This is a genomic window from Streptomyces sp. SP18CS02 (assembly GCF_036322365.1).
Taxonomy (GTDB): domain Bacteria; phylum Actinomycetota; class Actinomycetes; order Streptomycetales; family Streptomycetaceae; genus Streptomyces.
Map to the genome: position 1 here is coordinate 206,985 of NZ_JAQYXC010000295.1, position 26,341 is coordinate 233,325.

The 26,341-nt window shown below is 71.5% G+C and carries 27 protein-coding genes; 14 read left to right on the top strand and 13 right to left on the bottom strand.

Going from position 1 to position 26,341, the window contains the following annotated elements:
• The first annotated feature begins 41 nt into the window (after positions 1-41).
• The 9 genes from PUR26_RS27670 (at position 42) to PUR26_RS27710 (ending at position 10,364) form a co-directional block, all read left to right on the top strand.
• Positions 42-1,169 (top strand): hypothetical protein, encoded by a 1,128-nt coding sequence (locus PUR26_RS27670; RefSeq protein ID WP_443077203.1) that lies wholly within the window; start codon positions 42-44, stop codon positions 1,167-1,169.
• A gap of 170 nt (positions 1,170-1,339) precedes the next feature.
• The gene (locus tag PUR26_RS27675; protein ID WP_329876731.1) at positions 1,340-2,563 is read left to right on the top strand and encodes an amidohydrolase; all 1,224 of its coding nucleotides are present in this window, start codon (positions 1,340-1,342) and stop codon (positions 2,561-2,563) included.
• 159 nt (positions 2,564-2,722) lie between these two features.
• Positions 2,723-3,769 carry a BMP family lipoprotein gene (locus PUR26_RS27680; RefSeq protein ID WP_329876286.1) on the top strand — a complete coding sequence of 349 codons (1,047 nt, stop codon included), beginning with the start codon at positions 2,723-2,725 and terminating at the stop codon, positions 3,767-3,769.
• Positions 3,770-3,988: 219 nt separating this feature from the next.
• Positions 3,989-5,563, top strand: a complete 1,575-nt coding sequence (locus tag PUR26_RS27685; protein WP_329876733.1) for an ABC transporter ATP-binding protein — start codon at positions 3,989-3,991, stop codon at positions 5,561-5,563.
• Positions 5,560-6,678 (top strand): ABC transporter permease, encoded by a 1,119-nt coding sequence (locus tag PUR26_RS27690; protein ID WP_329876287.1) that lies wholly within the window; start codon positions 5,560-5,562, stop codon positions 6,676-6,678. The genes PUR26_RS27685 and PUR26_RS27690 overlap by 4 nt, the downstream gene beginning before the upstream one ends.
• A gap of 91 nt (positions 6,679-6,769) precedes the next feature.
• Complete coding sequence (locus PUR26_RS27695; protein WP_329876289.1) at positions 6,770-8,035, top strand: ABC transporter permease; 1,266 nt, start codon at positions 6,770-6,772, stop codon at positions 8,033-8,035.
• Positions 8,032-8,433 (top strand): cytidine deaminase, encoded by a 402-nt coding sequence (locus tag PUR26_RS27700; RefSeq protein ID WP_329876291.1) that lies wholly within the window; start codon positions 8,032-8,034, stop codon positions 8,431-8,433. Before PUR26_RS27695 ends, PUR26_RS27700 begins: the two co-directional genes overlap by 4 nt.
• Positions 8,434-8,549: 116 nt before the next feature.
• Positions 8,550-9,827 carry a thymidine phosphorylase gene (locus PUR26_RS27705; protein ID WP_329876293.1) on the top strand — a complete coding sequence of 426 codons (1,278 nt, stop codon included), beginning with the start codon at positions 8,550-8,552 and terminating at the stop codon, positions 9,825-9,827.
• A gap of 168 nt (positions 9,828-9,995) precedes the next feature.
• Complete coding sequence (locus tag PUR26_RS27710) at positions 9,996-10,364, top strand: STAS domain-containing protein (protein ID WP_329876295.1); 369 nt, start codon at positions 9,996-9,998, stop codon at positions 10,362-10,364.
• On the opposite strand, the gene PUR26_RS27715 is transcribed toward PUR26_RS27710, so the two are convergent.
• From PUR26_RS27715 to PUR26_RS27725, 3 genes are all read right to left on the bottom strand, one after another.
• Positions 10,258-11,238, bottom strand: a complete 981-nt coding sequence (locus PUR26_RS27715) for a sigma-70 family RNA polymerase sigma factor (RefSeq protein ID WP_329876297.1) — start codon at positions 11,236-11,238, stop codon at positions 10,258-10,260. The genes PUR26_RS27710 and PUR26_RS27715 overlap by 107 nt on opposite strands.
• 64 nt (positions 11,239-11,302) lie before the next feature.
• On the bottom strand, positions 11,303-11,998 hold the full coding sequence (locus PUR26_RS27720; RefSeq protein ID WP_329876299.1) for a L,D-transpeptidase family protein: 696 nt from the start codon (positions 11,996-11,998) through the stop codon (positions 11,303-11,305).
• Positions 11,999-12,088: 90 nt separating this feature from the next.
• Positions 12,089-13,354, bottom strand: coding sequence for an MFS transporter (locus PUR26_RS27725; protein WP_329876301.1), 1,266 nt, complete (start codon positions 13,352-13,354; stop codon positions 12,089-12,091).
• Positions 13,355-13,416: 62 nt separating this feature from the next.
• Here PUR26_RS27725 and PUR26_RS27730 point away from each other — a divergent pair, with 62 nt between their 5' ends.
• Positions 13,417-14,376, top strand: a complete 960-nt coding sequence (locus tag PUR26_RS27730) for a LysR family transcriptional regulator (protein ID WP_329876303.1) — start codon at positions 13,417-13,419, stop codon at positions 14,374-14,376.
• 7 nt (positions 14,377-14,383) lie between these two features.
• Here PUR26_RS27730 and PUR26_RS27735 read toward each other — a convergent pair whose 3' ends face one another.
• On the bottom strand, positions 14,384-15,157 hold the full coding sequence (locus PUR26_RS27735; protein ID WP_329876305.1) for an alpha/beta hydrolase: 774 nt from the start codon (positions 15,155-15,157) through the stop codon (positions 14,384-14,386).
• 115 nt (positions 15,158-15,272) lie between these two features.
• Between PUR26_RS27735 and PUR26_RS27740 the strand changes: the two genes are divergently transcribed.
• Both PUR26_RS27740 and PUR26_RS27745 read left to right on the top strand, forming a co-directional pair.
• Positions 15,273-16,427 (top strand): adenosine deaminase, encoded by a 1,155-nt coding sequence (locus PUR26_RS27740; protein WP_329876307.1) that lies wholly within the window; start codon positions 15,273-15,275, stop codon positions 16,425-16,427.
• A gap of 138 nt (positions 16,428-16,565) precedes the next feature.
• Positions 16,566-16,889: an ATP-binding protein gene (locus PUR26_RS27745; protein ID WP_329876310.1), complete on the top strand. Its 324-nt coding sequence runs from the start codon at positions 16,566-16,568 to the stop codon at positions 16,887-16,889.
• 90 nt (positions 16,890-16,979) lie between these two features.
• Here the strand turns inward: PUR26_RS27745 and PUR26_RS27750 are convergent, their stop codons facing one another.
• The 5 genes from PUR26_RS27750 to afsQ1 all read right to left on the bottom strand — a co-directional run bounded on the left by PUR26_RS27750 (position 16,980) and on the right by afsQ1 (position 20,740).
• Positions 16,980-17,180 carry a PspC domain-containing protein gene (locus tag PUR26_RS27750; RefSeq protein WP_329876312.1) on the bottom strand — a complete coding sequence of 67 codons (201 nt, stop codon included), beginning with the start codon at positions 17,178-17,180 and terminating at the stop codon, positions 16,980-16,982.
• 91 nt (positions 17,181-17,271) lie between these two features.
• Positions 17,272-17,853, bottom strand: a complete 582-nt coding sequence (locus PUR26_RS27755) for a VanZ family protein (RefSeq protein WP_329876314.1) — start codon at positions 17,851-17,853, stop codon at positions 17,272-17,274.
• 63 nt (positions 17,854-17,916) lie between these two features.
• Positions 17,917-18,537 (bottom strand): hypothetical protein, encoded by a 621-nt coding sequence (locus PUR26_RS27760; protein WP_329876316.1) that lies wholly within the window; start codon positions 18,535-18,537, stop codon positions 17,917-17,919.
• Positions 18,534-20,063: a HAMP domain-containing sensor histidine kinase gene (locus PUR26_RS27765; protein ID WP_329876318.1), complete on the bottom strand. Its 1,530-nt coding sequence runs from the start codon at positions 20,061-20,063 to the stop codon at positions 18,534-18,536. Before PUR26_RS27765 ends, PUR26_RS27760 begins: the two co-directional genes overlap by 4 nt.
• Positions 20,060-20,740, bottom strand: coding sequence for a two-component system response regulator AfsQ1 (gene afsQ1 / locus PUR26_RS27770; protein WP_329876735.1), 681 nt, complete (start codon positions 20,738-20,740; stop codon positions 20,060-20,062). The genes PUR26_RS27765 and afsQ1 overlap by 4 nt, the downstream gene beginning before the upstream one ends.
• A gap of 194 nt (positions 20,741-20,934) precedes the next feature.
• Between afsQ1 and PUR26_RS27775 the strand changes: the two genes are divergently transcribed.
• Positions 20,935-21,657 carry a SigE family RNA polymerase sigma factor gene (locus PUR26_RS27775; protein ID WP_329876320.1) on the top strand — a complete coding sequence of 241 codons (723 nt, stop codon included), beginning with the start codon at positions 20,935-20,937 and terminating at the stop codon, positions 21,655-21,657.
• A 146-nt stretch (positions 21,658-21,803) separates the two neighbouring features.
• Here PUR26_RS27775 and PUR26_RS27780 read toward each other — a convergent pair whose 3' ends face one another.
• A complete protein-coding gene (locus PUR26_RS27780) occupies positions 21,804-22,520 on the bottom strand; it encodes a uridine kinase (RefSeq protein ID WP_329876322.1) in 717 nt (238 codons plus the stop codon).
• A 54-nt stretch (positions 22,521-22,574) separates the two neighbouring features.
• On the opposite strand from PUR26_RS27780, the gene PUR26_RS27785 reads away from it, so the two are divergent.
• On the top strand, positions 22,575-22,916 hold the full coding sequence (locus PUR26_RS27785) for a hypothetical protein (RefSeq protein ID WP_329876324.1): 342 nt from the start codon (positions 22,575-22,577) through the stop codon (positions 22,914-22,916).
• A gap of 95 nt (positions 22,917-23,011) precedes the next feature.
• Here PUR26_RS27785 and PUR26_RS27790 read toward each other — a convergent pair whose 3' ends face one another.
• From PUR26_RS27790 to deoC, 3 genes are read right to left on the bottom strand one after another with little or no spacing between them, the layout of a single operon-like run.
• Complete coding sequence (locus PUR26_RS27790) at positions 23,012-23,920, bottom strand: aldehyde dehydrogenase family protein (protein WP_329876326.1); 909 nt, start codon at positions 23,918-23,920, stop codon at positions 23,012-23,014.
• The gene (locus PUR26_RS27795) at positions 23,913-25,349 is read right to left on the bottom strand and encodes an aldehyde dehydrogenase family protein (protein WP_329876328.1); all 1,437 of its coding nucleotides are present in this window, start codon (positions 25,347-25,349) and stop codon (positions 23,913-23,915) included. The genes PUR26_RS27790 and PUR26_RS27795 overlap by 8 nt, the downstream gene beginning before the upstream one ends.
• 5 nt (positions 25,350-25,354) lie before the next feature.
• Positions 25,355-26,302, bottom strand: a complete 948-nt coding sequence (deoC, locus tag PUR26_RS27800) for a deoxyribose-phosphate aldolase (protein WP_329876330.1) — start codon at positions 26,300-26,302, stop codon at positions 25,355-25,357.
• Positions 26,303-26,341: the final 39 nt, after the last annotated feature.

A 26,341-nucleotide genomic window follows, 5' to 3' on the forward strand; every position in this document is an offset into this window, starting at 1 on the left:
CCACCGCTTTCCTCGCCTTCGTCGAGAGTCCCGTACAGCTCCTGAACGTCCTGGAGTGGGCCCACACCCCTGAGCACCCCGCCCCCTCCACCGGCCCCGCCCCCTCCAGCGAGGCCGCCCCCTCCAGCGAGGCCGCCCCGTCCACAGAGCCCTCCCCGTCCCCTGAGCACCCGCCGACCCGGCAACCTCCACCGTCACCCGGCCGCGTGGCCGCCGCCCGCGACCTCACCCTGGTCGTCCTGTCGCCCACCGACCCGATGTCCCGGGGCCAGCTGCGCCGCATGGCCCAGCTGGCCCGGGACGAGGGCGTCACGGTCCGCTGGCAGGAGGCCCGTGGCGGCCGTGGCGCCCTGCTGCGCACCCTGCGCGAGCTCACACCCCTGCTGCGCCACGCCCAACGCGTGATCATCGGCGACCCGTTCTCCCGGTACGTGCAGCTCCTGCTGACGCTGTACGCGCCGGAGAACGTCACCGTCGTCGACGACGGAACCGCCACCATGGAGTTCGCCGCCCAGCTCACCCGCGGCGAGCGGCTCGTCCGCTGGCACCGGCGCGCCGGACTGAGCCCGCGCGAGCTGGCCCTCGCCCCGGTCACCTCCCTGGCGCGCCGCCGGCTGGCCCCGGGGCGGCGGCGGACGCTGGAGATCTTCACCGCGCTGCCGGTCGAGGCGCCGCCCGGCACCACCGTCACGCCCCACCGCTTCCACTGGACCCGGGCCCGCTTCGGCCCTCCCCGGCTGACCCGGGGCGCGGACCTGGTGGGCACCTCGCTGGTGGAGACGGGAGTGGTCGACCCGGACAGGTACGCCGAGGCCGTGGGCGCCCTCGCGGCGGCCCACGGTGCCACCCGCTACTTCGCGCACCGCCGTGAGGGCGTGGAGAAGCTGCACCGCATCGCGGTCGAGACGGGACTGGAGATCGTCCGCCCCGACCTGCCGCTGGAGCTGATCGCCCGGCGGGGCCCCATCGGCCGCACCGTCCTGAGCTTCCCGTCCACGGTCGTGCACACGCTCCCGCAGGCCCTGGCGGGCACGGGCATCACGATCACGGTCTGCGCGATAGCCCCGGAGTGGCTCCGCGAGGACGTCCCGCCCCGCGCGCGGGGCTTTCTGGCGGGCGTGGCCGAGTCGGCACGGAGGGCGCACGGACTGTCACTCACCGGAGTGTGATCATCTGTGAACAGGGGATGTCCACGCGTCGCAAATGCGTGAGCTTACCCACTTCGCCCCGTCTCCAAGCCGCTCGGCGCGGGTTTCCTTCCCCTATCGGGCTGAAGATTTGTAGATCACAGGTTAGTCGGGGCCCAATCGCGCCTACCCTTTCAGGGGTGAACAAGTTGATGTCCCGCGACCTCGAAACCGACGTTCCCGGCGAAACGCCTCTTCTCGGTGCGCTGCCCGAGCCACTTGGCGCGGAGCTGATCGCTTTCCGCCGGGATTTGCACATGCACCCAGAGCTCGGCAACCAGGAGTTCCGCACCACCGCCGCGCTCAAGACCCGCCTGGAAGAGGCCGGGCTGTCGCCCCGGGTCCTCCCGGGCGGCACGGGGCTGATGTGTGACGTCGGCACATGGGACGGCGTACGTCCCATGCTGGCCATCCGCGCGGACATCGACGCGCTGCCCATCCCCGACACCAAGACGGACGTGCCGTACCGCTCGACCGTCCCGGACCGGGCCCACGCCTGCGGCCATGACGTGCACACCACCGTCGCCCTCGGGGCCGGGCTGGTGCTCGCCGAGCTCGACCGGCAGGGCAAGCTGCCCCACGCCGTGCGCCTGATCTTCCAGCCCGCCGAGGAAGTGCTGCCCGGCGGAGCGGTCGACGCCATCGAGGCCGGCGTGCTGGACGGTGTCGGCAAGATCATCGCCGTGCACTGCGACCCCCGGGTCGACGCCGGCCGCATCGGCCTGCGCACCGGCCCGATCACCTCGGCGTGCGACCGGCTGGAGGTCTCCCTCGACGGGCCCGGCGGACACACCGCCCGCCCGCACCTGACCACCGACCTCGTCACCGCCGTGGCCCGGGTGGCCGCAGACGTCCCCGCCCTGCTGGCGCGCCGGGTGGACGCCCGCTCCGGGCTCGTGCTCACCTGGGGCCGGATCGAGGCGGGCCACGCCCCCAACGTCATCCCCCAGCACGCCGAACTCGGCGGTACCGTCCGCTGCCTCGACATCCAGGCCTGGCGCGAGGCGCCGGACCAGGTGTACGCGGCGATCGACGAGGTGGCGACCCTGCACCGGGCCAAGTCCCAGATCACCTACATCCGGGGCGTCCCCCCGGTCGTCAACGACGCGGGCGTCGCCGGGCTGCTGCACGAGGCGATGGCCGTGCGCCGCGGCGAGTACGCCATCGAGGACACCGAGCAGAGCCTGGGCGGCGAGGACTTCTCCTGGTACCTGGAGCACGTGCCCGGGGCCATGGCCCGGCTCGGTGTGCGGCGTCCCGGCGACCCGTCCCGGCACGACCTCCACCGTGGCGATTTCGATGTGGACGAGCGCGCCATCCGGGTGGGCGTCGAACTCTTCACGGCCGCTGCGTTGATGGACGGCAACCAAGGGTGAACACGGCGTGATCGGCCGCGACACCTTCTGTTCGCGGCCTGTTCGCGACGATCCGATAACGGCTTCCGTAGGGGGCTTTATCTGACATCTACGCGCGTTACGATCCACGCGAAACCAGCGCCGGAAGTGGCGCTTCGGTCAGGTTGAAGGAGCCCTCCCATGCGCCGGATCACCAGGATCGCCACCGTGGGTGTCGCGTCCGCGGCCCTCGCGCTCACCGCCACCGCGTGTGGCGGAAAGACGTCGTCGGAAGCGGGGTCCGACAAGAAGAACAGCGCCGCCATCGCGTACGACATCGGCGGCCGGGGCGACCAGTCGTTCAACGACGCCGCCTACGCCGGTCTGTCGCAGGCCGAGAAGGAACTCGGCATCAAGGGCGTCGAGGCCGAGCCCTCGGAGGGTGAGGGTGACGCCGACAAGGTGCAGCGTCTCACCGAGCTGGCCCGCGCCGGCAACAACCCCGTGATCGGCGTCGGTTTCGCCTACGCCCCGGCCATCGAGAAGGTCTCGAAGAAGTACCCGAACACCACGTTCGGCATCATCGACGACACCTCGAAGACCGGCAAGAACATCGCCAACCTGGTGTTCAACGAGGAGCAGGGCTCCTACCTGGCCGGCGTCGCCGCCGCCAAGGCCACCAAGACCAACACCGTCGGCTTCATCGGCGGCGTCGAGGTGCCGCTGATCAAGAAGTTCGAGGCGGGCTTCGCCCAGGGCGTCAAGGACACCAACCCCAAGGTGAAGGTGCTCACCCAGTACCTGACCCAGCCGCCGAACTTCGACGGCTTCTCCAAGCCCGACCTCGGCAAGGCCGCCGCGCAGGGGCAGCTCGACGCGAAGGCCGACGTGATCTACCAGGCCGCCGGTCTGGCCGGTGCCGGTGCCATCGAGGCCACCGCCAAGGCGGGCAAGTGGGCCATCGGCGTCGACTCGGACCAGTACAAGCAGGCGGGTCTGGCGCAGTACAAGGAGCGCATCCTGACCTCGGTCACCAAGGACGTCTCCGACTCGGTGTTCAACCTGATCAAGTCGGTCAAGGACGGCAAGCCGCAGTCCGGTGAGATCCGTTACGGCCTCGACAAGGACGGCGTCGGCCTCTCCGACTCCAACCCCGAGTACAAGAAGATGACGGACCTGGTCGCCGCCGTGGAGAAGGCGAAGGCCGACATCGTCGCGAAGAAGATCACGGTCAAGACCGCCCCGTAGGGACGGATCACGACCTCATGGACCGCGGGCCCGGAGCGGGCGGCAGCCGCCGCTCCCCCGGGCCCCGGGCCCATGTGAAGCTTTGTCCGCGGTCTGCGGCGGAAGCCGCAGCCGCATTTCACGATTCGGCAGCGCTACGCGTGTAGACGTACCTTCGGCACGATAACTTCGCCCCGCCCTGCCCCGCTCCCACTCCTTTCCGGTCAAGGAGAGTGCGTCATCAACGCGTCCAGCAGTCCCCCTGCCAGCCCTCCCGCCGTCGAACTGCACGGCATCACCAAGCGTTTCCCCGGCGTCGTCGCCAACCACGACATCGACATCACCATCCGCAAGGGCACGGTGCACGCGCTCGTCGGTGAGAACGGTGCGGGCAAGTCGACCCTGATGAAGATCCTCTACGGCATGCAGAAGCCGGACGAGGGCACCATCGCCGTCGACGGCGAGCTCGTCAGCTTCCACACCCCCGGTGACGCCATCGCGCGCGGCATCGGCATGGTGCACCAGCACTTCATGCTCGCCGACAACCTCACGGTGCTGGAGAACGTCGTTCTCGGCAGCGAGAAGCTGTACGGAATCGGCGGCAAGGCCCGCAAGAAGATCAAGGAGATCTCCGACGCGTACGGCCTCGGCGTACGGCCCGACGTCCTCGTCGAGGAGCTCGGTGTCGCCGACCGCCAGCGGGTGGAGATCCTCAAGGTCCTCTACCGCGGCGCCCGCACGCTGATCCTCGACGAGCCGACCGCCGTGCTCGTGCCGCAGGAGGTCGACGCGCTCTTCGACAACCTGCGCGAGCTCAAGGCCGAGGGCCTCACCGTCATCTTCATCTCCCACAAGCTGGGCGAGGTGCTGTCGGTCGCCGACGACATCACGGTCATCCGCCGGGGTACGACGGTGGGCACCGCCGACCCGAGGAACACCACGACCAAGCAGCTCGCCGAGCTGATGGTCGGCACCGAACTCCCCTCGCCCGAGACCCGCGAGTCGACGGTCACCGATGTGCCGATGCTCCGGATCCAGGACCTGAAGCTGACCGCCGTCGATTCCGACGGCGTCGTGCGCGATGTGCTCGACGGCATCGGCTTCACCATCCACAAGGGCGAAGTCCTCGGCATCGCCGGTGTCGAGGGCAACGGCCAGACCGAGCTGATCGACGCGCTGATGGGTCTGCGCGACCCGGACGGCGGCGTCATCACCCTCGACGGCACCGACATCTCGCACCTCTCGACGCGCAAGCGCCGCGAGGACGGCATCGGTTACATCCCCGAGGACCGGCACCGGCAGGGCCTGCTCCTGGAGGCCCCGCTCTGGGAGAACCGCATCCTCGGCCACGTCACCGAGAAGCCCAACTCCCGCCGCGGCCTCCTCGACCCGAAGGCCGCGCGCAAGGACACCGAGCGCATCGTGCGCGAGTACGACGTCCGGACCCCCGGGATCGACGTCACCGCGGCCTCGCTCTCCGGCGGAAACCAGCAGAAGCTGATCTTCGGCCGCGAGATGAGCCACGACCCCAAGCTGCTGATCGCCGCCCACCCCACCCGTGGAGTGGACGTCGGCGCGCAGGCGCAGATCTGGGACCGGATCCGTGAGGCGCGCCACGAGGGCCTGGCGGTGCTGCTGATCTCCGCCGACCTGGACGAGCTGATCGGCCTGTCCGACACCCTGCGGGTGATGTACCGCGGCCGGCTGGTCGCGGACGCCGACCCCGCCACGATCACCCCCGAGGAGCTCGGCTCGGCCATGACCGGCGCCGCGTCGGGGCACCTCGAGCATGACGAGAACGGTGAGAGCCGATGAAGAAGTTCGACAAGGACCGGCTGATCCTGGCCTTCGCGGGCCCGGCCCTGGCGCTGGTCGTCGCCATCGTCCTCACCACGCTGGTGCTGCTCGTCTCGGGGACGAACCCCGTCGAGCCGTACCGGCTGATGTTCGAGTCCGCGTCGTACGTCGACGTGCAGGTGCTGATCATCAACCAGGCGGGCATCTACTACCTGGCGGCCCTGGCGGTGGCCGTCGGGTTCCGGATGAACCTGTTCAACATCGGTGTCGACGGCCAGTACCGGCTCGCGGCGATGGTCGCGGCGCTCGTCGGTGCCTCCGTCGAGCTGCCCGGCCCGCTGCACATCGTGCTGATCGTGCTCGTCGCGATGCTGGTCGGTGCCTTCTGGGCGGGTATCGCGGGCGTCCTGAAGACCACCCGCGGCGTGAGCGAGGTCGTCTCCACGATCATGCTCAACGCCATCGCCACCTCCCTCGTCGCCTGGCTGATCCTGCCGAAGAACTTCGGTGAGCAGCCCGAGGGCTCCAACAACCTGACCACCGGTGAGATCGCCGAGTCGGGCTGGTTCCCGGGCCTGCCCATGGGCGAGGGCGCGGGCGAGATCTACGGCTTCACCTTCGTCGCCGTCGGACTCGGCGTCGTCTACTGGTTCGTCCTCAACCGCACCCGCTTCGGCTTCGACCTGCGCGCCACCGGCGCCAGCGAGTCGGCGGCCCAGGCCAGCGGCGTGGACGCCAAGAAGATGATCCTCACCTCGATGCTCATCTCGGGCGCGGTGGCCGGCCTGGCCGGCATGCCGACGCTGCTCGGCGAGACCCACACGTACAGCCTGGACTTCCCGGCCGGCGTGGGCTTCACCGGCATCACCATCGCGCTGCTGGGCCGCAACAGCCCGGTCGGCATCGCGTTCAGCGCCCTGCTGATCGCCTTCCTGGACAAGTCGTCCGCCTCCCTCGACCAGTACGGATACGAGAAGGAGATCGCCACGATCATGCAGGGACTGATCGTGATCTCGGTCGTCGTGTCGTACGAGCTCGTCCGCCGGTACGGGCTCAGCCGCCAGCAGCAGAAGGTCGGCGAGGAGCTGGCCGCGGGCGGCGCCCTCAAGACCGACAAGGAGGCCGTCCAGTGAGCGACGCGCGCACGGCCTCCGGGCCGCAGACGACAACGATGGCCGTACCGCCGCGCCGCGCGGGCGAAGTAGCGAACGTAAGGAGGGGCGCATGAGTACGAGCACCGTCTCCGCGACGAATGCCGCGCCCAAGGAAGGCGGCGGGCGCCGCAAGCTCACCCTGCCCTGGATCCTGCTGATCATCGCGGCCGGACTGGTGCTGATCTCGCTGGTCCGCACGATCAGCGGTGCGTCGGACCTCACCTCAGTCGGCCAGATCTCCGGCGCGCTGGAGCTGGCCGTCCCGATCGGCCTCGCCGGTCTCGGCGGTCTGTGGGCCGAGCGCGCGGGCGTGGTCAACATCGGCCTCGAAGGCATGATGGTCCTCGGCACCTGGTTCGGTGCCTGGGCGGGCTTCCAGTGGGGCCCGTGGACGGGTGTCGCCTTCGGCATCATCGGCGGTGCGCTGGGAGGTCTGCTCCACGCGATCGTCACCGTCACCTTCGGCGTGAACCACATCGTCTCCGGTGTGGCCATCAACATCCTCGCCATCGGCGTCACCCGCTACCTGTCCAACTTCACCTTCGCCGAGGCCGAGGGCGGCTCCTCCAAGCAGTCCCCGCGGATCGACTCGATCACCGAGATCACCGTCCCGGGCCTCGCCGACTGGCTCGCCGATCTCCAGGCGAAGCACTGGTTCCTGGTCTCGGACATCGCCGGTGTCCTCGGCGGTCTGGTCACCGGCCTGTCGCTGCTGACCGTGGTCGCGCTGCTGCTCGTCCCGGGCACCTGGTGGGTGCTGTGGCGTACGGCCTTCGGCCTGCGGCTGCGCTCCTGCGGTGAGAACCCCGTCGCCGCCGAGTCGCTGGGCGTCAACGTCTACAAGTACAAGTACATCGCCGTCGTCGTCTCCGGCGGCCTGGCGGGTCTGGCCGGCGCGTTCCTCGCCATCGTCGCGACGGGCATCTACCAGGAGGGCCAGACCGGCGGCCGCGGATACATCGGTCTCGCCGCGATGATCTTCGGTAACTGGATGCCGGGCGGAATGGCGCTGGGCGCGGGCCTGTTCGGCTTCACGGACAGCCTGAAGCTGCGCGGCGGCGCGGAGAACGTGCACGCCATGCTGCTCCTGATCGCCATCCTGCTGACGCTGGCCGTGATCTGGCAGCTGTACAAGAAGAAGTACGTCAGCGCCGTCGTGTCCGCCGTCGTCGCGGGCGGGCTGTACGCCTGGTACGCGCTGACGGACCAGGTGCCGAGCCAGTTCGTGGACGCGGCCCCGTACGTCACGACGCTGCTGGTGCTCGCCCTGTCGGCGCAGCGGCTGCGGATGCCCAAGGCCGACGGCATGCCCTACCGGAAGGGTCAGGGCAAGTGACGTCCACGGAGAGCGGGTTCGACTGGGAGGCGCTGCGCACGATCGCCCGGGACGCCATGTCCCGTGCGTACGCCCCGTATTCGCGATATCCGGTGGGCGCGGCGGCCGTTGTCGACGACGGGCGCGTCGTGACCGGCTGCAACGTGGAGAACGCCTCGTACGGCATCGGGCTGTGCGCCGAGTGCGGGCTGGTCTCCCAGCTGCAGGCGACGGGCGGCGGGCGGCTCACGCACTTCGCGTGCGTGGACGGGCGGGGCGCCGTGCTGGTGCCCTGCGGACGCTGCCGCCAGCTGCTCTTCGAGTTCGGCGGCGGTGAGCTGCTGCTGGACACCCCGGACGGGGTGCTCACGCTCGACGCGATGCTGCCGCAGGCGTTCGGCCCGCAGCACCTCGCATGACACGGAGGTGACCCTTCCGCGCTGCCCGCGGAAGGGTTGCCTCCCCCCTCTTTCTCTATGCGCGTAGAGTCGCGCTGGTACCACTGTCCGACCCCGCTGGAAGGAACACCTAGGCCATGGACGCGATTTCCGTCATCCGCACCAAGCGGGACCGGGGCGAGCTGAGCCCGGAGCAGATCGACTGGATCATCGACGCGTACACGCGCGGCGAGGTCGCCGACGAGCAGATGTCGTCGCTGGCGATGGCGATCCTGCTGAACGGCATGAACCGTACGGAGATCGCCCGCTGGACCGCCGCGATGATCGCCTCCGGCGAGCGGATGGACTTCTCCTCGCTCTCCCGTCCCACCGCGGACAAGCACTCCACCGGCGGCGTCGGCGACAAGATCACGCTGCCGCTCGCCCCGCTGGTCGCCGCCTGCGGCGCGGCCGTGCCCCAGCTGAGCGGCCGGGGCCTCGGCCACACCGGCGGCACGCTCGACAAGCTGGAGTCCGTCCCCGGCTGGCGGGCGCTGCTCTCCAACGAGGAGATGCTGCACGTCCTGGACTCCACCGGCGCGGTGATCTGCGCGGCGGGCGACGGCCTCGCCCCGGCCGACAAGAAGCTGTACGCCCTGCGCGATGTGACCGGCACGGTCGAGGCGATCCCGCTGATCGCCTCCTCGATCATGTCGAAGAAGATCGCCGAGGGCACCGGCTCACTGGTCCTGGACGTGAAGGTCGGCTCCGGCGCCTTCATGAAGACCATCGAGGACGCCCGGGAACTGGCCTCCACCATGGTGGGCCTGGGCACCGACCACGGCGTGCGGACGGTGGCCCTGCTCACCGACATGTCCACCCCGCTCGGCCTCACCGCGGGCAACGCCCTGGAGGTCCGCGAGTCGGTCGAGGTCCTGGCCGGCGGCGGCCCCGCCGACGTGGTGGAGCTCACCGTCGCTCTGGCCCGCGAGATGCTCGACGCGGCCGGCGTCAAGGACGCCGACCCGGCGAAGGCCCTCGCGGACGGCTCGGCGATGGACGTCTGGCGCCGCATGATCGCGGCCCAGGGCGGCGACCCGGACGCGTCCCTCCCGGTCGCCCGCGAGCAGCACGTCGTCACCGCTCCGGCCTCCGGCGTCCTGACCCGCCTCGACGCCTACGGCGTCGGTGTCGCGGCCTGGCGCCTGGGCGCCGGCCGGGCCCGCAAGGAGGACCCCGTACAGGCGGGCGCGGGCGTCGAGCTGCACGCCAAGCCGGGCGAGACGGTCACCGAGGGCCAGCCGCTGCTGACCCTCCACACGGACACCCCGGAGAAGTTCGCGTACGCCCTGAAGTCCCTGGAAGGGGCGTACGACGTCTCCCCGGCGGGCACGGACTTCACCCCGAACCCGATCGTGCTGGACCGCATCGCCTGACCCTCGCACGGGTGAACGGGACCGGTGGCACCCCACCGGTCCCGTTCGCGTTTCCCCCGCCGGCGGACGGCCCGGCCCGCGGGGCACCGATGAGTTCCGGGGCCGGGGCCGGTCTGCCGGGGTGTGGAGGACAGGGAAGAGCCGTTCGTCGTACACCTCGCCGGAGTCGTGGAACCGGACGATGTCCCAGGGCTGTGCGCGGGGTTGGGCGCGGCCCTCGACGGGGCCGGGGACCGCGAGGTGGTCTGTGACGTGGGCGGGGTGGTGCGGCCGGGCCTCGCGGTGGTCGACGCCCTGGCCCGGCTGATGCTCACCGCCCGGCGGGCCGGGTGCCGTTTCCGGGTCCGGGGCGCCGGGCCCGAACTGCGCGTGCTGATCGGGCTCGTCGGGCTGGCCGGGCGCTTCGATCCGCCCGTCCCGCCCGACGCCCTCACGCCTCCAGGCGGTCCGGAAGAGCGAACAGCGGGAACCAGCGCTTCGTGTCCAGGAAGAAGTCCATCCCGCCGACCTTGCCGTCCGAGATCTCCAGGACGATGAGCGCCCACGGCGTGTAGCCGTCGCCGTCCTCGGCGGGGTGGTAGTGGGCGAAGGCCGGGGAGCCGTTCGCCACCGTAGGGACCAGCCTGGAGCCGCGGCAGACGTCCCCGACGCCCAGCATCCAGCCCACGATGTCGTCGTGTCCCCGCAGCCACAGGTCGTAGGGCGGCATGGACATCGTCGCGTCCTCGTGCAGCAGCGCCGTCAGCGCCGCCATGTCGTACCCCTCGAAGGCCGCGACATAGCGCTTCAGCAGCTCCTGCTGGTCCTTGTCGAGCGGGTCGGCCGCGTCGGACCTCGCGGGCTGCGACTGCGCGAGCGTCGCCCGGGCCCGCTGGAGCGCGCTGTTGACCGAAGCGACCGAGGTGGACAGCAGCTCCGCCACCTCGCTCGCCTTCCACGCCAGGACCTCGCGCAGGATCAGCACCGCCCGCTGCTTGGGCGGCAGGTGCTGCAGGGCCGCCACGAACGCCAGCCGGACGGTCTCGCGCGACACCGCGGTCTCCGCCGGGTCCGCGACCGAGGGCAGCACCCGCCCGTCCGGCACCGGCTCCAGCCAGGTGATCTCCGGACGGGCGTGGAGCTGCGCCTGGGCCACCGGCGTGGCGGCCGTCAGATCCATCGGACGGGCCCGCCGGTTGCCCGCGTTCAGCGCGTCCAGGCACACGTTCGTCGCGATGCGGTACAGCCAGGAGCGCAGCGACGACCGTCCCTCGAACGTGCCGAAGCTGCGCCAGGCCCGCACCATCGTGTCCTGGACCGCGTCCTCCGCCTCGAAGGCGGAGCCCAGCATGCGGTAGCAGTAACCGGTCAGCTCGGTCCGGTACTTCTCCAGCTGGGAATCGAGATCCTGTGGTACCGCCACGTCGCTCATCCGGGCCACCCCTGTCGCGTCCGACTTCTCACCGGAAGCTACAGGAGGGCACTGACAGAACGGGTCAGGTCCCGGGCTTGCGCCCGTACACGAACACGTCGTCACCGTTCTTCAGCAGGTTCCAGTACGCCTTCGCGTCCGCCTCGCGCATGTTGACGCAGCCACCCGAACCGGGCGGGTTGTACATGGACTTGGTGACGGAGTGGAACGCCTGCCCGCCGTCGAAGAACTGCGAGTACGGCATCCACACCTTGTAGATGCTCGACCAGTGCTTGACGTTGCGGTGGTACACGCGCTTCGAGCCCGTACGGGTCTCCGCGCCGTCCCGGCCGGTGCGCACCGGGACCGGGCCGTACTTCAGCTTGGCCCCGTCCTGGATCCAGCTGAGCTGCCGGGTCAGGTCGACACAGGCGATGCGGCCCTTGTTCGTCGGGCACTTGCCCGCCTTGTTGGGCGTCTTGCCGGCCGCGCGCTGGGCCAGGATCGTGTTCATGGTCTGCCAGGTCAGCGGCCCGGCGTACCCGATGGTCGGCGTTATGCCGTGGCTCTTCTGGAACGCCTGGGTCGCCTTGCAGTCGGCGGACGACTGCTTGCCGTCCACCGGCCGGCCCAGGAACTTCTCCACCTGCTTCTGGTACGGACCGGTCGATGCCGTGCACGACGCGGCCTGCGCCGGCGCGGCGCCGAGCGCCACCGTCAGCGGCACCACGAGCCCGGCGATGCCGAGTGCGGCGCCGGTCCGTCTGCGTGTCCCACCCATGAGAAACCAACTCCCCCTGGAGTCCGGTGCGGTTGTTATGCCCGTAGGACGTCCGGGAGAACGACGGGGTTGTACGGATACGGTCACGGGTCAGTTCCGAACGGCGGCGGGGACGAACCGCCGCTCGCGCACCCGCGCGCTGTGCGTCCCGTACAGCGTGATCGACACGACCCCGAGGACGGCGACCAGCCCCAGCAGGACCGTGCCCGTCCAGCCGCCGGAGTGGAAGGCGACCGCGCCGAGCGTGCCGCCCGCGCTGCTGCCCAGGTAGTACGCCGACTGGTAGAGCGCCGACGCCTGGGCGCGGCCCGTGGTGGCGGTGCGGCTCACCGACGAGGAGGCGACCGCGTGACCGGCGAAGAAGCCGGCCGTGATCAGGACGAGTCCGAGCAGGACGCCGGCCAGCGCGTCGCTCAGCGAGACCAGCAGCCCCGCGGCGGTCGTGCCCACCGCGAGGTACAGCGCCCCGCGCCGGCCCATCCGGCCGACCAGCCTGCCGGCCGCGGCCGACGAGACCGTACCCACCAGGTAGACCAGGAAGATCGAGCCGACGACCCCTTGCGGAAGCGAGAACGGCGCCTCGACCAGCCGGTAGCCGATGACCGTGTAGACCGCGCCGAAGACCGTCATGAACAGGGCGCCGATGGCGTAGAGGCGCATCAGCAGCGGGTCGGCGAGGTGTGTACGCACGGTCCTGGCCAGCGCGCGGGGGTCGAGCGAGCCGGGGGCGAAGTGCCGGGCCCGGGGGAGCATCAGCCGGAACACCACCGCGCACACCAGGGCCAGCAGCCCGACCGCCGCCAGCGCCGCCCGCCAGCCCCACAGCTGGGCCACCCAGCCGGTGACGATGCGTCCGCTCATCCCGCCGATGCTGTTGCCCGCCACGAACAGGCCGATCGCCGCGACCAGCGCCCGCGGCCGCACCTCCTCCGCCAGGTACGCCATCGCCGACGCGGGCAGCCCGGCGAGGGCCGCGCCCTGCACGGCGCGCAGCGCCACCAGCCACTCCAGGTTCGGCGCGAACGGGACGAGCAGTCCCACGACGACCGCGACCACGAGGGAGCCGGTCATCACACCGCGGCGTCCGAACCGCTCGGACAGGGCGCTCATCGGCAGGACGCACAGGGCGAGCGCGCCGGTCGCGGCGGAGACGGTCCAGCTGGCCCCCGAGGCGCTCACGCCGAAGCCGGCGGAGACGGCCGGGAGCAGGGCCTGCGTCGAGTAGAGGAGGGCGAAGGTGGCCACTCCGGCGGCGAAGAGGGCGAAGCTCATCCGGCGGTAGCCGGGTCGGCCGGGGGAGAGGCGTGTGTCGGCGTCCACGGGTGTGGTGGACGCCTTGGTACTGGCAGGAGGCATACGACGACCGTAGGCACCGCCAGTTCATGCGTCCAATGCATGGAACGGCTTTAATCGTTCCCATGGTGCATGAGTACAGGTCACAGCGGTGGCTGTCACCGAACAGTAACGAAGAAGACATGGGACCGCTGCTCGCGCCGCGTCTGGCGTACTTCGCCGCGGTCGCCCGCCACGAGCACGTCACCCGGGCCGCGCAGGAGATGGGGGTGCCGCAGTCGACGCTGTCACGGGCCGTGGTCCGCCTCGAACAGGACCTCGGGGTCGCGCTCTTCGCCCGCAAGGGCCGCACGGTCTCGCTGACCCCGGCGGGCCGTACCTTCCTCGCCTCCGCCGAGCGCGCGCTCGCCGAGGTCGAGCGGGCCGCCGACTCCGTGCGCGCGGACGCCGACCCGTCGGCCGGCCGGGTCGCCTTCGGTTTCCTGCACACCATGGGCTCCGAGACCGTGCCCGGGCTCATCCGCGCCTTCCGGGCCGATCACCCGAAGGTCCGCTTCACCCTGGTGCAGAACTACGGCGAGGCGATGATCGAGCGGCTGCGGGCCGGCGAGCTGGACCTGTGCCTGACCTCTCCCGTGCCGGACGCCCCCGACCTGGTCGCCCGCCGCCTGGACGAGCAGCGCCTGCGGCTGGTGGTCCCCGACGACCACCGGCTGGCCGGCCGCAAGCGGGTGCGCCTCGCGGAGGCCGCCGACGAAACGTTCGTCACCCTCGAACCGGGCTACGGCCTGCGCCGCATCACCGACGACCTCTGCACGGAGGCGGGCTTCACGCCGCGCGTGGCCTTCGAGGGCGAGGAGGCCGAGACCCTGCGCGGGCTGGTCGCGGCGGGCCTGGGCGTCGCGCTGCTGCCCCCGCCGGCCGTGCCCCGCCCGGGTGTCGTGGAACTGACGGTGACGGCGCCCCGCGCGGCCCGCGAGATCGGGGTCGCCTGGCTGGACGGCCACCCGGACACCCCGCCGGTGGCCGCGTTCAAGAAGTTCCTGCTCTCCCGCCGGGGCAAGCTGCTGCCCGAGCCCGAGTGACCCCGGCCTACCGCAGCGCCCGGCGGAAGCCGGCCGCCAGGGGCATGCGCAGCCCCAGCGGCGGGGGCGCCGCCAGCGCGTCGGCGACCGGCCGGGAGAACGGGCGGCCGAACAGCGCGCCCAGCACGAAATCGGCCGCCAGGGCGAGGACCTCGCCGTGGTGCTGGCGCAGCGCGTGCCCGTCCGTGTGGACCTCGAAGCGGCAGGTGTCGCGGTTGGCCTTCTTGGCGCGCTCCGCGAGACGGTACGACAGCTCGGGGTCCGTACGGGCGTCGTTGGTGCCGTGCACGATCAGCACCCGCCGCCCCACCAGCTGCTTCACCGGCTCGGGTCGGGCCGCCACGTCGTCCTCCGGCAGCCAGGGCGCCAGCGCCAGTACCGAGTCGACCGCCGTGTGCCCGGCCGCGCGCAGGGCCGCCCGGGCCCCCATGCCGTGCCCGGCCAGACAGACCGGGACGTCGCCGTACCGGCGCACCACCTCCGAGGCCGCCCACCCCGCGTCCTGGGCGAGCCGCGCGTCGGCGCCGTTCCAGCCCCGGCTGCGGTAGTGCACGACATGGGCCACCAGACCCTCGCTCCGGCCGGCCCGGACGAGGCTCCTGGCCAGCGGCAGGGCCGCCACACGGGCCAGCGGCGAGGGTCCGCGCGCCGACTCGGGCGCGCCGTCCGGCAGGACCAGCACCACCCCGCCCACGGCCGGCGCGGCTCCCGAAGTCCCGACGCTCCTGCCCAACCGGGGCGCCCGCGCGCCGCCCGTCCCTACGAGTGCGTGGTGTGCCATGGCAGAACAGTCTCAGAAGGGCAGGTGTACGCCACCCGTCCGCGCGGTCACTGTTACGTATCGACAGGTGCGACGAGCCGGCTCTTTCTACGCGCGTAGGGACTAGAGTGCGAAAATGACGAGCCAGACCTCCAACGTCCCCACTCCGGACCAGATCCGCCGCGCCCCGAAGGTGCTGCTCCACGATCACCTCGACGGCGGACTGCGCCCCGGCACGATCATCGACCTCGCCCGCGACGCGGGCTACCACGCGCTTCCCGAGACCGAGCCCGACAAACTGGGCGTCTGGTTCCGCGAAGCCGCCGACTCCGGCTCGCTGGAGCGCTACCTGGAGACCTTCGCGCACACTTGCGCCGTCATGCAGACCCGCGAGGCGCTCGTCCGCGTCGCCGCCGAGTGCGCCGAGGACCTGGCCGAGGACGGTGTCGTGTACGCCGAGGTCCGCTACGCCCCGGAGCAGCACCTGGAGGCGGGCCTCACCCTGGAAGAAGTGGTCGAGGCCGTGAACGAGGGCTTCCGCCTGGGTGAGCGGCGCGCCCGTGAGGACGGCCGCCGCATCCGCGTCGGCGCCCTGCTCACCGCCATGCGGCACGCCGCCCGCGCCCTGGAGATCGCCGAACTGGCCAACCGCTACCGCGACCTCGGCGTGGTCGGCTTCGACATCGCGGGCGCCGAGGCGGGCTTCCCGCCCACCCGCCACCTCGACGCCTTCGAGTACCTCAAGCGCGAGAACAACCACTTCACGATCCACGCGGGCGAGGCGTTCGGCCTCCCGTCCATCTGGCAGGCCCTCCAGTGGTGCGGCGCCGACCGGCTCGGCCACGGCGTGCGCATCATCGACGACATCGAGGTGGCCGAGGACGGCAGCGTCACGCTCGGCCGCCTCGCCTCCTACGTACGCGACAAGCGCATCCCGCTGGAGCTCTGCCCGACCTCCAACCTCCAGACCGGGGCGGCCGCCTCGTACGCGGAGCACCCCATCGGCCTGCTGCGGAACCTGCACTTCAGGGCCACCGTCAACACCGACAACCGGCTCATGTCGGGCACCAGCATGAGCCGCGAATTCGAGCTGCTGACCGACGTGTTCGGTTACACGCTCGACGACATGCAGTGGTTCACCGTCAATGCGATGAAATCAGCATTCATTCCTTTCGACGAACGACTGGCGATGATCAATGACGTCATCAAGCCGGGGTATGCCGAGCTGAAGTCCGAATGGCTGTTCAGGCAGACCGCTGTGACCAGCGAATCCGCGCACCAGACGGACTGATCGCGCGCCACGGGGGCGAAACGCGGGCGGCCGGGAATCCGGTGACCCGGCCGCACCGGGTGTTTGCGGAGCTCGCCGGGGCCTGACTAGCTTGCAGAGCCGCTCCCCTTTCCCGAATTCCCCCAAGGACGAATTTCGATGAAGCAGTCTGCCGCCAAGACCCTCGGTGTCGCCGCGCTCGGTGCCGCTTTCGCCGCGACCGGCGCCGGCAGCGCCGCCGCGGTCGGCTCCCTGCCCGCCGGTACGGCGCTGGAGACCGTCAGCACGGCCCTGCCGGTCGCCCAGACCGCCGCCGCGCAGCTCCCCGGCGGTGCCTCCGAGGTCGTCACCACCGCCCAGCGCGCCCTCGGCGCGGCCACCGAGGGCGCTTCGCTCTCCGGCCTCCCGCTCGCCACCGCCACCGGCCTCCTCGGCGGCCTCCCCGTCGGCGGCAGCGTGCCGTCCGCGGGCCTCGGCGCCTGATCGCCGTACCTCCCGGGCACGAGCGGCGGGGCGCACACCCTCAGGGGTGTGCGCCCCGCCGTCATGGACGGGCGGACGATCCGGCGCGATCTACCAGGCCGGGCTCGCCGACTTCTCCGACGGCAGCAGCACCCACAGCGCCAGGTACAGCAGGAACTGCGGGCCGGGCAGCAGACACGAGACCAGGAAGATCACGCGCATGGTCGTCGCGGAGGTGCCGAAGCGCCGGGCCAGCGCCGCGCACACTCCACCGATCATGCGTCCGTCACGGGGGCGGGCAAGTGCGGCCATGGTGGGCTCCTTCGCGAGGATCGCGGGAAGCCGTTCGGTACGGCTTCCTCTGTCTCCATGCTCACCCGGCGAAGGGGTGCAAAACGTCGGACTACGGGGCGACCCCGACCCTGGGAATCGTCGGGGTCGCACCCTGAGACCCCTCGTCCCGCAGGAGGGCGGCGCCCCGCCCCGGCACCCTGCTCCCGGCCACCGGCCGCGACGACTCCTGCTGCCTGCGGCGCAGCCGCGCCCGCCAGGCGGGAACCACGGCCAGATGGACGAGCGCCACACCGGCCGTGTTCAGCACCAGCGCGTCCACGTCCACGACCCGTCCCGGGACCACGGTCTGCAGGAGCTCGATCCCCAGCGACAGCAGCGCACCGGCCGAGACCGTACGGGCCAGCGACCCCCACGGGGACACATCCAGCCGGCCACCCGCCATCGGCAGCAGCACACCCAGCGGCGCCAGCAGCAGCACGCCCTCCCCGAGCCGTCTCGCGGCCTCGGCCGGACCGAGCGCGAGGTCGGCCTTGATCCCGGCGAACAGCTCCATGTTGGCGGCCGTCACCCACATCACATCCAGTGGCCGGAGCGTCAGCCACCCCACGAGCACCAGATGCACGAGGAGGAGGACGAGACCCGTCGAACGGAAGCAGAGGGCGGCACTGCCGCCCGAACCTTGACGCTGCACGCCCCCCAAGACGTCGTCGGCGGCAGGATCGGTTCCGCTCGTGCCCATGAGTGCCGGAACGGCTCAGGGGGCCTGCGTCGGCGCACCCGACTCCGGGCGCTCCTTGATGTCCCCCGTGCACCGGTAGGCGCGCGCCGCATAGGGGCCCGGGCCGCCCAGCACCGCCGTCCCGGCACTGGCCGTGGTGCTGTTCTCCGCGTACGTGCAGACGATCTGCGACAGCGCGGCGGGCGGCAGGTCCTCCGGCTGGCGGCTGAGCCGCAGCGTGTCCGCGGGATCGCCCTCGCGCGCCGCCGCCACGGTCAGCGGCCCCTGCACGTACGTGGTGAAGCCCGCCTCGCGCTCCGTCTGCGACAGCTCGGCCCCGAGCTGGTCGAGCAGCTCCTGGGCCACCTCGACCCGGCCGGCCCGCCCCTTGTCGCCGGGGGCGGGCGCCGACCGGTTCACCGCCTCCAGGCCGGAGGCGCACACCAGATAGACCCGCACCGGCACCTGAGGCACCTGGGGAGCCCGGGTGACCACCTCGTCGTCCGACAGGCTGCACGGCATCCGCGAGGGTGCCGCGCCCGCGTCGACCGGCACCGTCGGCCTGATCCCGCAGCCCGTGGCGAGCGCGGCGACCGCGGCGACACCCGCCAGTGCGGCCGCGCCCCGACGGTCACGGCGCCGATTGCGCACCCTCACTGTCCGCCACCCTCCCGGCCCAGGCCGTTCTCCTCGCCCTGACCGCCGCTGCCCGACGGGTCGCGCGGCAGCCTCAGCACGAACACCGCGCCGTCCCCGTCCGGCGAGTTGGCCGCGGTGATGCCACCGCCGTGGATCAGGGCGTTCTCCATCGCGATCGACAGACCGAGCCCGCTGCCCTCCGAGCGCGGCCGGGACGCGCTCGCCTTGTAGAACCGGTCGAAGACGTGCGGCAGCACCTCCTCGGGGATACCCGGGCCGTGGTCGCGGACCTCGATGACCAGGTCGTCCTCCACCATCCGCACGGAGACCCGCACCGGGGAGCCGCCGTGCTTCAGCGCGTTGCCGATCAGGTTCGCGAGGATCACGTCGAGGCGGCGCGGATCGAGCCGCGTCACGATGCCGCGCTCGGCGTCCAGGTCGACCGCGTCCAGCCACGCCCGCGCGTCGATACAGGCCGTGACCTGGTCGGCGACATCGACGTCGTCGAGGACCAGCCGGGCCGTGCCCGCGTCGAAACGCGTGACCTCCATCAGGTTCTCGACCAGGGTGTTCAGCCGCCGGGTCTCGCTCACCACCAGCGTGACGGCCGGCGCGATCATCGGATCGAGGCTCTCCACCTCCTCCTCCAGCACCTCCGTCACGGCGGTCAGGGCGGTCAGCGGGGTACGCAGTTCGTGCGACATGTCCGCGACGAAACGGCGGCTCGACTCCTCGCGGGCGCTCATGTCGGCGACCTTCTTCTGGAGGTTCTCCGCGGCGCTGTTGAACGTCCTGGACAGCTCGGCCAGTTCATCGGTGCCGGAGACCCGCAGCCGGGTGTCCAGCTCGCCCTCACCGAGCCGCCGCGCCGCCTCCCCGAGGCGGTGCACCGGCTTCAGGACGGTGGTGGCCGCCGCGTGCGCGAGCAGCGCGGAGCCCAGCAGGGCGAGCAGCGTGGCGACGCCCAGCGACCAGGCGAGCGAGTTGAGGTCCTGCCGCTCCTGGTCGAGCGACTTGAACATGTAACCGGTCGGCCCGCCGCCGGCGATCCGCGTCCCCGCCACCAGGTACGGCGTCCTGCCGTGCGTCGTGCGCTGCCAGAACAGGTGGTACGCGTGGCCGTTGCCGGGCGATATCTCCTGCTGCTCGTTGACCGCGACCCGCAGCGACTCCGGTACGTCGTCCAGGGTGAAGCGGTCGGGGTCCGACGCCCCCGCGATCGGCTTGCCCTCGTCCCGCTCGCCCAGCAGCAGCACGCCGTACCCGGCGCTGCCCGCCGCCATCTGCTCGGCGGTCCGGCGCAGCTCCTCCTCGGTGGGCCGCAGCGGCAGCGTGGCCGCGCGGTTCTGCATCTCCTGCCGGAAGTCGCCCAGCGCCGCGTCCTGGGTACGGGTCAGCACGGCCTCACGGTTGAGCCAGTACGCGATCGCGGACGCGGAGACGGCGGCGGTGAGCGCCACGAGGGCGAAGACCACGACGAGACGCAGCCTCAGGCTCGTCCACCGCAGCCCCGCGACGAGCGAGTTCTTGGCGGCACGGGTCACGGGGTCGGCACGTCCAGCCGGTAGCCCACGCCCCGTACGGTGCGGATCAGCGTCGGCGAGGACGGCACGTCCTCCACCTTGGCCCGCAGCCGCTGCACGCACGCGTCCACCAGACGCGAGTCGCCCAGGTAGTCGTGCTCCCACACCAGCCGCAGCAACTGCTGCCGTGACAGCGCCTGGCCCGGCCTGCGGCTCAGCTCCAGCAGCAGCCGCAGCTCGGTGGGCGTGAGCTGGAGGTCCTCGCCGTTCTTCGTCACGGTCATCGCCGACCGGTCGATGACCAGCGAGCCGAACGTCGCGGAGTCCGTCGACTCCCGCTCGCCCCGCCGCAGCACGGCGCGGATCCTGGCGTCCAGCACCCGCCCCTGGACCGGCTTGACGACATAGTCGTCCGCGCCGGACTCCAGCCCGACCACCACGTCGATGTCATCGCTGCGCGCGGTCAGCAGGATGATCGGCAACTGGTCCGTACGCCTGATCCGCCGGCACACCTCGAAACCGTCGATGCCGGGCAGCATCACATCCAGCACGATCAGGTCGGGCCGCTGCTCCCGCAGCAGTTTCAGGCCGTCCTCGCCCGTCGCCGCGGTGGCCACACGGTGGCCCTGGCGGGACAGGGAGAGTTCGAGGGCCGTGCGGATGGCGTCGTCGTCCTCGATCAGCAACAGGAAAGGCACGGACGTCATTCTGTCCCATGGTGGAAGGGAGTTCGACCTCCCCGTGGGCCCGGTGCGGGCGCGGCCCCGGCCGCCCCGGCCCCGCCGGCCCCTGTGACAGGTCTGTGACAGTCGGCGGACACCGCTATGAACTCCCCCGGGCAAGCTTTTTGCACACGGACCGAAGCAGACTCCACACCGACGGGGGGCGCGAGATGAACGCACTGCACAGCACCACGACAAGCGCAGTTGTCACGCGTCTCCATGACGTCACGAGGAGCACCGAGAAGTCCGGCGCGGTGAACGGGCGGGGGTGCGTTCGCAGCGCCGGGCGTCAGCACAAGGCGCCTTGCATGGTGGCCGTGACTGACGGGGGAGCGGCGTACAGGGAGGCCCCGGGGGAGCGGGCGAGCCTGTCGGAGGCGGAGTTCACCGCCTACGTACGGGAGCGACGTGCCTCCCTGTACGCCACCGCCTACCACCTGACCGGTGACCGCTTCGAGGCGGAGGACCTGCTCCAGAGCGCGCTGTTCTCCACGTACCGCGCCTGGGACCGCATCAGCGACAAGGCGGCGGTCGGCGGCTATCTGCGCCGCACCATGACGAACCTGCACATCAGCGCCTGGCGGCGCCGCAAGCTGAACGAGTACCCGACGGAGGAGCTGCCGGAGACGGCGGGCGACACCGACGCGATGCGCGGCACGGAGCTGCGCGCGGTGCTCTGGCAGGCGCTCGCCCGGCTGCCCGAAACGCAGCGCACGATGCTGGTCCTGCGCTACTACGAGGGCCGTACGGATCCGGAGATCGCGGAGATCCTGGACATCAGTGTCGGCACGGTGAAGTCGAGCATCTGGCGGTCGCTCCGCCGGCTGCGCGAGGACGACGTCCTCAGCTTCGGCCGTGACGAGGAAGAGTCCTTCGGCCAGTTGGTGGCCTGAGGGCGACGGGGGGCGGCCGCGCGTTTCGGGGGAGACGGCGGCCGGCACGGGGGAAAGCGGGATACGGGGAAGGCGCGGGGCCGGACAGGCCGGGGGGACCTGTCCGGCCCCGCGCCCGTTTCCGCGCCCGGAACCTCGCCGCCGGATCAGGCGGCCGGTTCCGGCGCGGGAGCGGCCGTCGGTGCCTGGCGGCGGCCCGCCGCCGCGGCGGCCAGGCGGCCCAGTGCCTCGGCCTTGCCGCACGGGTGGGCGCCCAGCGCGCTCTGGCGGGCGACGATGGAGCGTTCCGCGCGCATCAGGCGCCACCCCCTGCGCAGCAGGAACGGAACCGACTTGCGGCCCTCGCGGAGGTCGCGCAGCAGCCGGCGGCGGAAGGTCGTCGCGGGACTGCCGCGCAGGCACAGGGCGTCGGCCAGGACGCCGAGCTCCCGGCAGCGCGCGACGATGTCCGCCGCGAAGATGCCCTCCGCCACGAAGAGCGGGGTGCGCTCGATGTCGAGGGTCCTCGCGTCGACGCGCGAGCTGGTGGCGAGGTCGTAGACCGGGACGTCCGTCCGGCCCGTCGCGCACAGCTCGACGATCGCGGCCACCGCCGCGTCCGCGTCCCAGGACAGCGGTGAGTCCCAGTCGATGTCCTCACTGGCGGGGACCAGCGGAAGGGTCGGGTCGTCGGCCTCCTTGTAGAAGTCGTCCAGGCGCAGCACGGGCAGATCCGTGCGGGCGGCGAGGGAGGACTTGCCGGAACCGGAGGGGCCCGCGAGCAGCACGACGCGGGTCGGTATGGGTTGGGAACTCACGGGACACCAGTGTGAGGCATTGACCCGGTCGGGGGACCCCCTCCGGGGTCCGTTGGTATCGAGCATCACATGTCAAATACGCTGCGTGTCCGATCGATCACCTTCCCCGCAGGAGTCCCCATGGCACGTCGTACCTTGCTGAAGGCCGGGCTGACCGTCTCGGCCCTCGGGGCCGCCCTCGCCGCCGGCGGCGGCACGGCGCAGGCCGCCGGCGCGCCGGACGTCGACGCCGCTTCCGCCGTACGGGCCACCACGGGCGCCGTTCCGCACGCGGTCGGCGCGGTCAAGCACCTGAAGATCAACCCGCTCGCGCAGACCGGGGTCGACCCGCTGGACAACGGCGTCGGTACGCAGGTGGCCGACTTCCGGCCGGTCGACACGACCATGGTGACCGGCTCGCTGACCAGCGCGCCGAACCTGCCGGTGGCCGGGCCGCTGCTGGGCGGACTGCTTCCCGGCTGAACCCTCGCGCCGTGACCGGCGGTCGTGCCGGTACGGGAACGGCCCCGCTTCCCCCGGACGGAGGGGAGGCGGGGCCGTTCGGCGTGCGGGACCCGTCAGTACGCGGAACCCGAGGCGCCCAGGGAGCCGGTCGGGTGCCAGACCGTCTTGGTCTCCAGGAACGCCGTCATGCGGTGCGTGCCCGGGTCGGCGCGGAAGTCCACAGGCTGTGGACGCAGAACGCGCTTCAGGTTGTCCGCTGCGGCGACCTCCAGGTCGCGGGCGAGCTCCGCGTCCGCGCCCGTCAGGTCGATCGCGTTGACGTCCTGGTGGGCGGCGAGCGGCGCCGCGATCTCGGCCGTCCGGCCGGAGAGGATGTTGACCACGCCGCCGGGCAGGTCGGAGGTGGCCAGCACCTCGCCCAGGGACAGCGCGGGCAGCGGGGCCTTCTCGGAGGCGATGACGACCGCCGTGTTGCCGGTGGCGATCACCGGGGCGACGACGGAGACCAGGCCCAGGAAGGACGACTCCTGCGGCGCGACGACGGCCACGACGCCGGTCGGCTCGGGGGCCGAGAGGTTGAAGTACGGGCCCGCGACCGGGTTCGCCCCGCCCACGACCTGGCTGATCTTGTCCGTCCAGCCCGCGTACCAGACCCAGCGGTCGACGGCGGCCTCGACTACCTCCGCCGCCTTGGACTTGGACAGCCCCTCCGCGTGCGCCACCTCGTGCGCGAACTGGTTCTTGCGGCCCTCCAGCATCTCGGCGACGCGGTAGAGGATCTGGCCCCGGTTGTACGCCGTCGCGCCCGACCAGCCGCCGAACGCCTTGCGGGCCGCGACGACCGCGTCCCGCGCGTCCTTGCGGGAGGAGAGCGGGGCGTTGGCCAGCCACTTGCCCTTGCCCGCCGCGTCAGCGGCTGATGTCGCTGTGGTCACCTCGTACACCCGGCCGCTCTCGCTGCGGGGGAACTTGCCCCCGACGTACAGCTTGTAGGTCTTGAGCACACTCAAACGGTCAGACATCGAGGTATGCCTCCAGGCCGTGACGGCCGCCCTCGCGGCCGAAGCCCGACTCCTTGTAGCCGCCGAACGGCGAGGTCGGGTCGAACTTGTTGAACGTGTTGGCCCAGACGACGCCCGCGCGGAGCTTGTTCGCCACCGCGAGGATGCGGGAGCCCTTCTCCGTCCAGATGCCGGCGGACAGGCCGTACTGGCTGTTGTTGGCCTTGGCGACGGCCTCGTCGGGCGTACGGAAGGACAGCACCGACAGCACCGGGCCGAAGATCTCGTCGCGGGCGATCCGGTGCGCCTGGGTGACGTTGGTGAACAGCGTCGGGGCGAACCAGTAGCCCGAGGAGGGCAGCTCGCACGCCGGCGACCAGCGCTCGGCCCCCTCCGCCTCGCCCGTGTCGGCCAGCGCCGTGATCCGGGCCAGCTGCTCGGCGGAGTTGATCGCGCCGATGTCGGTGTTCTTGTCCAGCGGGTCGCCCAGGCGCAGCGTCGACAGGCGGCGCTTCAGCGCGTCCAGCAGCTCGTCCTGGATCGACTCCTGGACCAGCAGGCGGGAGCCCGCGCAGCAGACCTGGCCCTGGTTGAAGAAGATGCCGGTGACGATGCCCTCGACGGCCTGGTCGATCGGGGCGTCGTCGAACACGATGTTCGCGCCCTTGCCGCCCAGCTCCAGGGTGACCTTCTTGTCCGTACCGGCGACCTGGCGCGCGATGGCCTTGCCGACGGCGGTCGAACCGGTGAAGGCGACCTTGTTCACGTCCTCGTGCTCGACGAGCGCGGCGCCGGCGTCCCCGTAACCGGGCAGGATGTTGACGACGCCCTTCGGCAGGCCCGCCTGGCGGCAGATGTCAGCGAAGAACAGCGCGCTCAGCGGGGTCGTCTCGGCCGGCTTGAGCACCACCGTGTTGCCGGTGGCGAGCGCCGGGGCGATCTTCCACGCCAGCATCAGGAGCGGGAAGTTCCAGGGGATGACCTGGCCCGCGACGCCCAGCGGACGCGGGTCGGCGCCGTAGCCCGCGTGGTCGAGCTTGTCCGCCCAGCCCGCGTAGTAGAAGAAGTGCGCGGCGACCAGCGGGAGGTCCGCGTCGCGCGTCTCCTTGATCGGCTTGCCGTTGTCCAGGGTCTCCAGGACGGCCAGCTCGCGCGACCGCTCCTGGATGATCCGGGCGATCCGGAAGAGGTACTTGGCGCGCTCGGAGCCCGGCAGGGCCGACCACGGGGCGAACGCCCTGCGGGCGGCCCGCACGGCCCGGTCCACGTCCTCGGCACCGGCCCGGGCGATCTCCGACAGCACCTCTTCGGTGGCGGGGGAGACGGTCTTGAAGACCTTGCCGTCGGCGGCCTCGGTGAACTCACCGTCGATGAACAGGCCGTAGGACGGCGCGATGTCGACGACCGAGCGGGACTCGGGAGCGGGTGCGTACTCGAATGCAGATGCCATGATGATCAGTCCACCGTCACGTAGTCGGGACCGGAGTAACGTCCGGTGGCCAGCTTCTGACGCTGCATCAGCAGGTCGTTGAGCAGGCTCGACGCGCCGAACCGGAACCAGTGGTTGTCCAGCCAGTCGGCGCCGGCGGTCTCGTTGACCAGGACCAGGAACTTGATCGCGTCCTTGGTGGTGCGGATGCCGCCCGCGGGCTTCACCCCGACCTGTACCCCGGTCTGGGCGCGGAAGTCGCGCACGGCCTCCAGCATGAGCAGCGTGTTGGCCGGAGTGGCGTTGACCGCGACCTTGCCGGTCGAGGTCTTGATGAAGTCCGCGCCGCCGATCATGCCCAGCCAGGACGCGCGGCGGATGTTGTCGTACGTGGAGAGCTCGCCGGTCTCGAAGATCACCTTCAGGCGTGCGGCGCCCGAGGCCTCCTTCACCGCGCGGATCTCGTCCAGGACCTTCAGGTAGTCACCCGCGAGGAACGCCCCGCGGTCGATCACCATGTCGATCTCGTCCGCCCCCGCCGCCACCGCGTCGCGGACGTCCGCCAGCTTGACGGCGAGCGCGGCGCGGCCGGCCGGGAAGGCGGTCGCGACGGAGGCGACCTTGACGTCCGTGCCGGCGAGGGCCGCCTTCGCGGTGGCCACCATGTCGGGGTAGACGCAGACCGCGGCCGTGCGGGGGGTGGTGCGGTCGGTCGGGTCGGGATGGACGGCCTTGGCGGCGAGCGCCCGGACCTTGCCCGGGGTGTCCGCGCCTTCCAGCGTCGTCAGGTCGATCATCGAGATGGCCAGGTCGATGGCGTACGCCTTGGCCGTCGTCTTGATCGAGCGGGTACCGAGGGACGCGGCGCGCGCTTCCAGGCCGACGGAATCCACACCGGGCAGCCCGTGGAGGAAGCGGCGCAGTGTGCTGTCGGACGCGGTCACGTCAGCAAATGCAGTTGCAGTGGTGGGCATGGTCACCAGGGGAGCATATCTACGCGCGTAGCTGCCTGT

Coding starts and splice junctions, on each gene's coding strand:
- PUR26_RS27675 (WP_329876731.1), top strand. CDS start 1,340: ATGTCCCGCGACCTCGAAACCGACGTTCCCGGCGAAACGCCTCTTCTC.
- PUR26_RS27680 (WP_329876286.1), top strand. CDS start 2,723: ATGCGCCGGATCACCAGGATCGCCACCGTGGGTGTCGCGTCCGCGGCC.
- PUR26_RS27690 (WP_329876287.1), top strand. CDS start 5,560: ATGAAGAAGTTCGACAAGGACCGGCTGATCCTGGCCTTCGCGGGCCCG.
- PUR26_RS27695 (WP_329876289.1), top strand. CDS start 6,770: ATGAGTACGAGCACCGTCTCCGCGACGAATGCCGCGCCCAAGGAAGGC.
- PUR26_RS27705 (WP_329876293.1), top strand. CDS start 8,550: ATGGACGCGATTTCCGTCATCCGCACCAAGCGGGACCGGGGCGAGCTG.
- PUR26_RS27715 (WP_329876297.1), bottom strand. CDS start 11,238: ATGAGCGACGTGGCGGTACCACAGGATCTCGATTCCCAGCTGGAGAAG.
- PUR26_RS27720 (WP_329876299.1), bottom strand. CDS start 11,998: ATGGGTGGGACACGCAGACGGACCGGCGCCGCACTCGGCATCGCCGGG.
- PUR26_RS27725 (WP_329876301.1), bottom strand. CDS start 13,354: ATGCCTCCTGCCAGTACCAAGGCGTCCACCACACCCGTGGACGCCGAC.
- PUR26_RS27730 (WP_329876303.1), top strand. CDS start 13,417: ATGGTGCATGAGTACAGGTCACAGCGGTGGCTGTCACCGAACAGTAAC.
- PUR26_RS27735 (WP_329876305.1), bottom strand. CDS start 15,157: ATGGCACACCACGCACTCGTAGGGACGGGCGGCGCGCGGGCGCCCCGG.
- PUR26_RS27740 (WP_329876307.1), top strand. CDS start 15,273: ATGACGAGCCAGACCTCCAACGTCCCCACTCCGGACCAGATCCGCCGC.
- PUR26_RS27745 (WP_329876310.1), top strand. CDS start 16,566: ATGAAGCAGTCTGCCGCCAAGACCCTCGGTGTCGCCGCGCTCGGTGCC.
- PUR26_RS27750 (WP_329876312.1), bottom strand. CDS start 17,180: ATGGCCGCACTTGCCCGCCCCCGTGACGGACGCATGATCGGTGGAGTG.
- PUR26_RS27775 (WP_329876320.1), top strand. CDS start 20,935: ATGAACGCACTGCACAGCACCACGACAAGCGCAGTTGTCACGCGTCTC.
- PUR26_RS27780 (WP_329876322.1), bottom strand. CDS start 22,520: ATGCTCGATACCAACGGACCCCGGAGGGGGTCCCCCGACCGGGTCAAT.
- PUR26_RS27785 (WP_329876324.1), top strand. CDS start 22,575: ATGGCACGTCGTACCTTGCTGAAGGCCGGGCTGACCGTCTCGGCCCTC.
- PUR26_RS27790 (WP_329876326.1), bottom strand. CDS start 23,920: ATGTCTGACCGTTTGAGTGTGCTCAAGACCTACAAGCTGTACGTCGGG.
- PUR26_RS27795 (WP_329876328.1), bottom strand. CDS start 25,349: ATGGCATCTGCATTCGAGTACGCACCCGCTCCCGAGTCCCGCTCGGTC.
- deoC (WP_329876330.1), bottom strand. CDS start 26,302: ATGCCCACCACTGCAACTGCATTTGCTGACGTGACCGCGTCCGACAGC.